Annotated in this window: 9 protein-coding genes, 1 tRNA gene and 2 rRNA genes; 1 reads left to right on the plus strand and 11 read right to left on the minus strand. The window is 29.9% G+C overall.

Annotated elements, in window-relative coordinates:
- Window positions 1-118 precede the first annotated feature (118 nt).
- The 7 genes from J2Z24_RS07095 to J2Z24_RS07125 all read right to left on the minus strand — a co-directional run bounded on the left by J2Z24_RS07095 (window position 119) and on the right by J2Z24_RS07125 (window position 6,132).
- Window positions 119-2,551 carry an ATP-dependent Clp protease ATP-binding subunit gene (locus tag J2Z24_RS07095; protein WP_035147370.1) on the minus strand — a complete coding sequence of 811 codons (2,433 nt, stop codon included), beginning with the start codon at window positions 2,549-2,551 and terminating at the stop codon, window positions 119-121.
- A gap of 37 nt (window positions 2,552-2,588) precedes the next feature.
- On the minus strand, window positions 2,589-3,623 hold the full coding sequence (locus J2Z24_RS07100; RefSeq protein ID WP_035147367.1) for a protein arginine kinase: 1,035 nt from the start codon (window positions 3,621-3,623) through the stop codon (window positions 2,589-2,591).
- 2 nt (window positions 3,624-3,625) lie between these two features.
- Window positions 3,626-4,153, minus strand: coding sequence for a UvrB/UvrC motif-containing protein (locus tag J2Z24_RS07105; protein WP_035147364.1), 528 nt, complete (start codon window positions 4,151-4,153; stop codon window positions 3,626-3,628).
- A gap of 67 nt (window positions 4,154-4,220) precedes the next feature.
- Window positions 4,221-4,679 carry a CtsR family transcriptional regulator gene (locus J2Z24_RS07110; protein ID WP_035147361.1) on the minus strand — a complete coding sequence of 153 codons (459 nt, stop codon included), beginning with the start codon at window positions 4,677-4,679 and terminating at the stop codon, window positions 4,221-4,223.
- Between the two features lie 290 nt (window positions 4,680-4,969).
- Window positions 4,970-5,605 (minus strand): histidine phosphatase family protein, encoded by a 636-nt coding sequence (locus J2Z24_RS07115; protein ID WP_035147359.1) that lies wholly within the window; start codon window positions 5,603-5,605, stop codon window positions 4,970-4,972.
- Complete coding sequence (locus tag J2Z24_RS07120) at window positions 5,602-5,823, minus strand: ROK family protein (RefSeq protein WP_035147357.1); 222 nt, start codon at window positions 5,821-5,823, stop codon at window positions 5,602-5,604. The genes J2Z24_RS07115 and J2Z24_RS07120 overlap by 4 nt, the downstream gene beginning before the upstream one ends.
- A gap of 63 nt (window positions 5,824-5,886) precedes the next feature.
- Window positions 5,887-6,132, minus strand: a complete 246-nt coding sequence (locus J2Z24_RS07125; RefSeq protein WP_035147355.1) for a hypothetical protein — start codon at window positions 6,130-6,132, stop codon at window positions 5,887-5,889.
- 172 nt (window positions 6,133-6,304) lie between these two features.
- Between J2Z24_RS07125 and rbr the strand changes: the two genes are divergently transcribed.
- The gene (gene rbr, locus J2Z24_RS07130) at window positions 6,305-6,892 is read left to right on the plus strand and encodes a rubrerythrin (RefSeq protein WP_035147352.1); all 588 of its coding nucleotides are present in this window, start codon (window positions 6,305-6,307) and stop codon (window positions 6,890-6,892) included.
- A 47-nt stretch (window positions 6,893-6,939) separates the two neighbouring features.
- On the opposite strand, the gene fusA is transcribed toward rbr, so the two are convergent.
- The 4 genes from fusA to J2Z24_RS07150 all read right to left on the minus strand — a co-directional run.
- Complete coding sequence (gene fusA / locus J2Z24_RS07135) at window positions 6,940-9,024, minus strand: elongation factor G (RefSeq protein ID WP_035147350.1); 2,085 nt, start codon at window positions 9,022-9,024, stop codon at window positions 6,940-6,942.
- 241 nt (window positions 9,025-9,265) lie between these two features.
- Window positions 9,266-9,340, minus strand: a tRNA-Asn gene (locus J2Z24_RS07140).
- A gap of 13 nt (window positions 9,341-9,353) precedes the next feature.
- A 5S ribosomal RNA gene (gene rrf / locus J2Z24_RS07145) occupies window positions 9,354-9,470 on the minus strand.
- 108 nt (window positions 9,471-9,578) lie between these two features.
- Window positions 9,579-9,665, minus strand: a 23S ribosomal RNA gene (locus J2Z24_RS07150); the annotation flags it as partial.

The following is a 9,665-nucleotide window of genomic DNA, read 5'->3' on the forward strand; positions in this document are numbered from 1 at the left end:
AAACAAGGAAGTTTTAAAAAATTTAAAACTTCCTTTAAAATTAAAAAATTACATTTAATAAATTGCTAATAATATTATTGTAAATTGGAGGCAACATAAAATTGTTTCCCTTAACTTTTTAAACTTTGTTAAATATTAATTCGCTATCATTAGCAGTAATCTGGACTTTATCTCCTTTTCCAATATTACCCTTCAATATTTCTTCTGATAATCTATCCTCTACAGTCTTTGTAATGGCCCTTCTAAGCGGTCTAGCTCCATATACTAAATCAAATCCTTTTTTAGCTAATAGATTTTCTGCTTCATTATCAAAACTTATATTAATATTTTGTTCTCCCAATCTCTCTGCTACTGATTTTAACATTAATCCAACTATCTGTTTTAGGTCGTTTTCTTCTAGCTGATGGAATACAATTATATCATCAATTCTATTTAGAAATTCTGGTCTAAATGAACGCTTTAATTCTTCCATTACATTTTCTTTCATCTTCTCATACTGATTTTCGCTCTCATTAGAATCAATAGTAAATCCTAAAGATTTCTGCTTCTTAATGGTGGATGCTCCTACATTAGATGTCATTATAATAATTGTATTTTTAAAATTTACTGTTTTTCCCTTACCATCAGTTAATATACCATCTTCTAATATTTGTAGTAATATGTTAAATACATCAGGATGAGCTTTTTCAATTTCATCAAATAGAACTACAGAATAAGGATTTCTCCTCACTTTTTCTGTTAACTGTCCTCCTTCATCGTATCCTACATATCCTGGAGGTGACCCTACTAATCTTGAAACCGTATGCTTTTCCATATACTCTGACATATCTATTCTTATCATACTACTTTCATCACCAAACATAGCCTCGGCTAATGCTTTGGATAGTTCTGTTTTTCCTACTCCTGTTGGCCCTAAGAATATAAATGATCCTATTGGCCTTTTTGGATCTTTCAAGCCAACTCTAGCTCTTCTTACTGCCCTTGCAACAGATTTTACTGCTTCATTTTGACCTATTACTCTATTGTGTAAAATTTGTTCTAATTTTAATAACCTTTCAGATTCTTTTTCTGTAAGTTTTTCTACTGGAATATTAGTCCATTTTGACACAACAGAAGCTATTTGTGTTTCTCCAACAATTAGTGTAGACACTTGTTTTTGAGTTTTCCAATCTGATTTTATATTATCCAATCTATCTTTTAATTCTTTTTCATTATCTCTTAACTGTGCTGCCTTTTCAAAATCCTGTACCCTTATTGCATCTTCCTTTTCCTTTGTTATCTTTTCTAACTCTTCTTCTAATTGCTTCATATCTGGGGGCGCTATCATATTTTCAATTCTTACCTTAGAAGCAGCTTCATCTATCAAATCTATAGCTTTATCAGGTAAATATCTATCAGTAATATATCTATCGGATAAATTAACTGCTGCATCTATAGCATCATCTGTTATCTTAACTCTATGATGTGCTTCATATTTATCTCTTAATCCATTTAAAATAAGTATAGCTTCTTCTTTACTTGGCTCTCCTACCATAATAGGCTGAAATCTTCTTTCCAATGCTGCATCTTTTTCTATATACTTTCTATATTCATCTATGGTAGTTGCTCCTATACATTGTATTTCTCCTCTTGCTAATGCTGGCTTTAAAATATTTGAGGCATCAATAGCTCCTTCTGCAGCTCCAGCTCCTACAATAGTATGAATTTCATCTATAAATAAAATCACGTTACCGGATTTTCTTATTTCTTCCATAACCTTTTTTAACCTATCTTCAAATTCACCTCTATATTTAGAGCCTGCAATCATTGATGATAAATCTAGTGTAACTACTCTTTTATCCTTTAAAATCTCTGGTATATTTCCCTCAACTATCTTTTGTGCTAATCCTTCGGCAATTGCTGTTTTACCTACTCCTGGATCACCAATTAGACAAGGATTATTCTTATTTCTTCTGCACAATATTTCTAATACTCTTTGAGTTTCTTTATCTCTTCCTATAACAGGATCAAGCTTTCCCTCTCTAGCCATTTCAGTTAGTTCTCTTCCAAACTGGTTTAATGTTGGAGTCCCTTCATTTGTTCTCTTATTTGTATTTACATTATTAATAGGCTGCTCTCCAACTAAATTCTCTAGTAACTCTTTTCTAAGTTTATCAAAATCGGCTCCTAAATTACTTAATATAGTAAATGCTACACCTTCAGACTCCTTTATTAATGCAAGTAAAATATGCTCAGGACTAATAAAATTATGATTTAAATTCCTTGCCTCCAAAAGACTCAATTCTAAAAGTCTCTTAGTTCTAGGTGTAAGCGGGATTTCATTTCTATATACATCTATTTCCCCTTTACCCTCGTACTCTTCAATTAAAGTTTTTACATCTTCTATTGATATATTCATATTGCTTAATATATTTTTAGCTACTCCATCTTCTTTTAAAATTCCTAATAATATATGTTCAGTTCCTACATATCCATGTTGTAAACTTTGAGCCTCTTGCTGAGCATACATCAAAACTTTTTGAGCTCTTTCTGTAAATCTTCCAAACATCATTTTAATTCACCACCTCACAAATTTCTTTTCTCAATCATTAATTATTTGTTTTAGCAAGTCTTTCTCTTACAAGCTTTGCTCTATTTAAATTTCTTAAGTTATCAGTAAATTTATCATTATATGATTTTTGTAGCATAGCTGGTTGAACATCTACAATTAATGAATTTAATATTTCTTTATTTACTTCATTAATTATACCCATTTCAATCCCAAATCTTACATCTGATAAGAAGTTTAAGCATTCTCCTGTTTCTAAAAGAACTGCTGACTTAAGAATTCCTAATGACCTATATATTTTATCTTCTAATTCGTATTTATAGTTACTTATTAACTTTTGTCTACATAAATTTTCCTGATTGATAATCTCACCAACTACTGCTTTTAAATTATCTATTATCTCTTTCTCACTTAATCCCAATGTTATCTGATTAGAGATTTGATATATATTCCCTCTAGAAATTGAACCTTCTCCATATAATCCTCTTATAGTCATTCCTACTTGGGTCAAAACCTTCAATACTCCATTCATCTCATTATTCATTGATAAAGCAGGTAGATGTATCATAACCGAAGCCCTTAAGCCTGTTCCAATATTGGTAGGGCAAGCTGTTAGATATCCTAATTTTTCATCATATGCATAGTCTAATTTTTCTTCAAGAAAATTATCTATTTTATCTGCTGAATCATAAGCCTCTTCTAAATTCATTCCTGAAGTTATACATTGTAATCTTAGATGATCTTCTTCATTTATCATTATGCTTACGGTTTCATCCTTATTTAAAATAAAAGCTGATTTTTTATTATTTGTAATTAACTTATTACTTATCAAATGTTTTTCTAAATAAGCTCTATTATTAATATCGTCCATTTGCCATAAATAAAGAGTTTTATAGTCTTCTTCTGTGTGAATGGAAGTATAAAAAGCTTCTTCTACTTTGTTAACAACATCTCTGCCCTCATCTTCTTTTAATTTATGAGGAAAAGATATATCTTTAATATTTCTTGCTAATCTTATCCTACTACTTAATACTATATCTTTATTCCCCCCTGAGAAATTTAACCAGTTTTCCACTTTTATACCTCCCCTCCATTTTCTTTCTGAAACGCTCTTATTTTATCCCTTATTTCCGCTGCCTTTTCATATTCTTCTGTTAATATAGCCTTTTCCAGTTCTTCCTTTAAAGACGCTATTTTTTTCTTATCTATAATATCCTTTCCTGCTTTTCTTGGAATCTTTCCAACATGCTCAATACTTCCTTGTACTCTTTTGATTACAGGCATCAATGTACAACTCAGATTTTTATAACATTCACTACATCCCATAAGTCCTTTTTCCTTAAATTCTGTATAAGACGTACTACAATTTTTACAGGTTGGTATAAAATCATTATTTTTCTGTAATGGCTGGTTCATATAGTCCATAATGCCACTCAATATATTTTGAAAAGTAAATGGTGATGGGAAGTTTATATCTGTAGCTGAACTAAATGTTCCCATTTCCTTTGCACATCTCTCACATAAATTTAGCTCTTGTTTTACTCCATTTATAACCTTGGCTATATGAACATTTGCATCGTTTTTTTTACATCTTTCACATAACATAATATTTCCTCCCAATACAATTAGCAATTATTCTAATTTATAACAATTATATCATAATTGGTAAAATCTACAATAATAGTACAGTCAACATATTCTTTAATATCTCTGCTCTAACTTTATTTCTATTATATCCAGCTAAATTAAGTGTTCTATCATTGATAGCTACTTTAATAAGATTAGCTTCTATTTCATTTATGGTATTAGATTCTAATAAATTATCTATTATTTGTATAGCTCTATGAAAGGTAATATTGTCTCCTATATTATTATTTAGAACATCTATCAAATACTTATTATGATGAAAATCTACATGCTTAATTATTATGCATCCGCCTCCACCACGTTTGCTTTCTACATAATATCCTTTTTCTGTAGTGAAGCGAGTAGTTAATACATAATTTATTTGAGAAGGAGCGCAACTAAAATAGTTGGCTAATTCATTTCTTTGTATTTGAAGCTGTCTTTCCTCTGTGTTCTGTAGCATTTCTTTTATAAATTCTTCAATAATATCAGATAATCTTGCCATAAAGCCCACCTTCCTGACTTTGTCTTTCTTTGACTTTTGTTTTATGATAATATTTTTTATATAAATATTCAATTATTAAATTATTTCATAATACAATAAAAATACCTATTAATTAATATTATATCCATCTTTCTAAATAAAACTAACTTTTACTCTAACTATTTCTATTATAGCATAATTCTCTACAATCAAAGTAATTATAAATTGTAGTAGCTAATGCTACTACAATTACTTTTAATATATTGTGAATTAATTCTTGTCTATATTATATTTTTTAAACCATACACACTTTAAACCGCTTTTATTTCTTCTAAATTATCTAAATGTGAAGCATCTGCATGCATTATAACTTTTCTAACGTTATCCTTAATCTCTACCTTAGTTAAACTAGTTGGATGTATATAAGGGGGTGACCATAACCTTTCTAATGAAATATCATTAATATAGGACATTATTGATTTTAATGCTACTGTATGAGTAACAATAAGAACAACTTTTCCCTTATTCTCTTTTACTATTTGTTCAATAAAGTTTTGAGTCCTTTGTTTGACTTGCATAAAGCTTTCTCCACCTAAAGGCTTATATAAATGTGGAGCATTCCAAAAATTAAATAGCTGTTCTTTATATAAATTATCTATTTCTTCTTGAGACATACCTTCCCATATACCCATATTTATCTCTCTAATTCTATCATCTTTTATCATTTTAATGTCTCTACATCCTCTAACTATCTCTGCAGTTTTAAATGCTCTTCCTATAGGACTTGTATATATATAATCAATATTTGTATTTGCCATTCTTTTACTCAGCGACTTGGCTTGTTTAATGCCCAACTCAGTAAGTGGCGAATCCTTCCATCCTTGCATTCTTTTTTGAGTATTCCATAATGTTTGTCCATGTCTTGTTATAAATAAAGTTGTTTTCATAATGCTATGCCCTCCTCTGTTAACACTAATATTATTAATCCAACCACACCAGTATGTACTCCTACTGCCTCTTTAAACATTTCATAAGCAGTAATATTTTTATATTTAGTATTAGTATATATAGTACATTGACTAACTATATTTCCTTTTAAATCTGAAAGCACAGAATTTATCTTAGTTCCTCCCAAATCAATTCCTGTAACATAATTCTTATCCATTTAAACTCCCCCAATGCATATAAACAAATAAAAACATGGTTTATACATATTATATCATAATTACTAATACATTTTATTTTTTCTACTAGCTACTATATAATATTTGCAATCCTTCAATTCTTCACTTCTTATAATATCAAATCCTTTATCTTTTAGCATACTACATATAATCTTAAAATTATCTTTATCATTATAGTTTATATTAATAATCAATTTATCAGATTCACCAACTACATCTATATAATCATTTATACTACTATAATCAGAAAGATTAATAACTCCATTTATATCTAAATTATATTCTGACATTTATAATTCCCCTTTCATACTCCATATTATTTTTTGTAAATAAAAATAAAATATTCACACAATAAAAAAATACTAACTACTGTTTACAAATCATTGGTATTTATTCATAATAATGATATAATATAAATATATTCAATTACTCACAATAAAATAATAAATAGGAGGTAATAATATGAAATCATTGAAAGGAACTAAAACTGCTGAAAATTTAATGAAAGCTTTTGCTGGAGAATCTCAGGCTAGAAACAGATATACATACTATGCCTCACAAGCTAAAAAGGAAGGCTTTGTTCAAATATCAAATTTGTTTTTAGAAACTGCTGATAATGAAAAAGAACATGCAAAAAGATTTTTTAAACTTCTAAATGAATCTTTACAGGGTGAAAGTATTGAAATCAATGAAGCTAGTTATCCTGTAGGTCTTTCCGATACTAAAACCAATCTAGAATATGCTGCAAATGGTGAACATGAAGAATGGTCCATGCTATATCCAGAGTTTGCCAAAGTTGCTGACGAAGAAGGCTTCCCTTCAATAGCTACTGTATTTAGAAAAATAGCTGAAGTAGAAGTAAGACATGAAAACAGATATAGAAAATTGTTGGAAAATTTAATCAATAATAAAGTATTTAAAAAGGACGAGCCTGTTTTATGGAAATGTAATAATTGTGGATACATTTATGAAGGAGTAGAGGCTCCTGAAGTCTGTCCTGCTTGTGCTCATCCTCAAGCTCATTTTGAAGTATTTATAGAAAATTATTAATTATAAGCATTATAAAAACCCCTATGCCATAGGGGTTTTTATAATACTTATAATGTTTCCTTCTCTCTTTTTCTTTCTTCAATTATTTTACTTGCTTCTGTTGCTGGTACTTCCTCATATCTTTCAAATTTCATACTGAAACTTCCTTTTGCTTGAGTTAATGATCTTAAATCTGTTGCATACTTAAACATTTCAACTTGTGGAACTTCTGCTATAACTTTTTGCAATTTACCTGATTGTTCCATACCTAATACTCTTCCTCTTTTCTTGTTTATATCCCCTATTATATCTCCCATATATTCATCTGGTACTATAACTTCTACATGCATTATTGGCTCCAATAAAATAGGTTCTGCATCCTGCATGCCCTTTTTATAAGCTATTGATGCAGCCATCTTAAATGCCATTTCTGATGAATCCACAGGATGATATGAACCATCATGTAATGTTGCCTTTAATCTTATAACTGGATATCCCGCTAAAACTCCATGTTGTATACATTCCTTTAACCCCTTCTCTACAGCTGGAATATACTGTTTTGGAACAACTCCTCCTACTATTTTATCTACAAATTCTAAATCGTCTCCTTCGAATCTTGGTTCAAATTTTATTTTTACATCTCCATATTGTCCATGTCCTCCAGATTGCTTTTTATGTTTTCCTTGAACATCTGATGTCTTTTTTATAGTTTCTCTATAAGGAACTTTAGGTAATTGTAATTCTACTTCCGCTCCAAATTTATTTTTTAATTTACAAGCAATTACTTCCAAATGCGTCTCTCCAGTACCAGATATTATTGTCTCTGCATTCTCAATATCTCTAGTTATTTTAAATGTAGGGTCTTCTTCCAATAACCTAGAAAGCCCAGAATAAATCTTATCTTCATCATTTTTAGATTTGGGAACTGCTGCCATAGACATTGATGGCTCAGGGAAATTTGTCTCTTCATAAATTATTGTATAATTGATATCACATAATGTATCTCCAGTATTGGTATATTGCAGTTTATTTACTGCTCCTATATCTCCAGCAATTATTTCATTAGTTGCAACTTGTTGCTTGCCCTTCATAAAATATAAAGCACCTAGTTTCTCCTGTTTATCTTTATTTGAATTATATACAATTATATCTTGTTTTGCTTTACCTGTAATAACTCTAAACATAGATAATTTACCTATAAATGGATCTGCTATAGTTTTAAAAACAAATGCTGAAAACGGAGAATCTTCTGATATTTTTACATCTATTTCTTTGTTATCTTTTAAGGTTTTAGCTTTTAAAGTAGACACCTCTTCTGGAGACGGAAAGCATTCTATAATATCATCTAATAATGTTTTAATTCCTTTCCCTGTTAAAGCTGATCCACACATAACTGGAGCAATTTCCCCCATAGCACAGCCATTAATTAACCCTCTATATATTTCCTCTTCACTTAATGTCCCTTCACTAAAATACTTATCTAATAATTGCTCATTTGTTTCAGCTACAGCTTCCATTATCATATTCTTGCACTCTTCAACTTTATCTTTTAAATCACTTGGTATTTCTGCATCTTCTATATCATCAGTTTTTGGATTATATATTCTAGCTTTATTTGAAATTACATTTATGACCCCTTGAAATCCAAGTTCTTCGCCAATTGGGTATTGAATAGGAACTACAGATATTCCAAATTTCTCTTTTAATTCAGATAAGCTTTTTTGAAAATTACTATTTTCCCTATCTAATTTATTTATATAAAAGGCTCTTGGTAGCTTATGCTCATTAACATATTCCCAAGCCTTTTCTGTTCCAACTTGAACTCCAGATGTACCTGATAAAACTATAAGTGCAACATCTATAGCTCTTAATCCTTGAATTACTTCTCCTACAAAATCAAAATATCCTGGCATATCTAATAAATTTATTTTTACATTATTCCATTCACATTGTGCCACTGAAGTAGATATAGAAATCTTTCTTCTTTTTTCTTCTGAATCATAATCCATTGTGCTTGTTTCTTCATCCACTTTTCCAAATCTATCTGTTGATTTAGTTCGATAAAGTATTGCGTCTGCTAAAGTTGTCTTGCCTGATCCACTATGACCTATAATTCCTAGGTTCCTCAAGTTTTTTGTTTTATATTCTTTCATAAGCAATTCCCCCTAACATACTTTTGTCCCTAATTAAATATATTCTATTAAAAATTAAAAAATCCTTTTAAATAAAATATAATTTTCTAAATTATTTGACATTATAGATTTTAATATATCTTTCATTTTTTCTACAATTCATGACAAAATAAATAACAGTTGTCTAATTTATTATTAAACAACTGTTATTTATCTGTTTTATTATATAATCCTTAATAAAATTTATACAAAAAATAAAAAATGGCTCCGTGGAGAGGATTCGAACCTCCAGCCCTTCGGTTAACAGCCGAATGCTCCACCATTGAGCTACCACGGAACATTAACATTTAACCTGGCAACGACTTACTCTCCCACAGGGCCTCCCCTGCAGTACCATCAGCGCTTTGAAGCTTAACCATCGTGTTCGGTATGGGAACGGGTGTTACCTTCAAGCCATAATCACCAGATGCTGATTTATAGAAATCTTCGATTTCATTTTAAATCAGTACTTCTCAGCTTTAGCTGTGAAGCTTCCTTGAGAGAAGTTCTCTCAAAATTGCACAGAGTTTAAATTTTAGATCAAGCCCTCGACCTATTAGTACTAGTCAGCTGAATGTATTACTACACTTACACCTCTAGCCTATCAACCTTGTGTTCTTCAA

Source organism: Clostridium tetanomorphum, assembly GCF_017873215.1.
Classification (GTDB): domain Bacteria; phylum Bacillota; class Clostridia; order Clostridiales; family Clostridiaceae; genus Clostridium_AO; species Clostridium_AO tetanomorphum.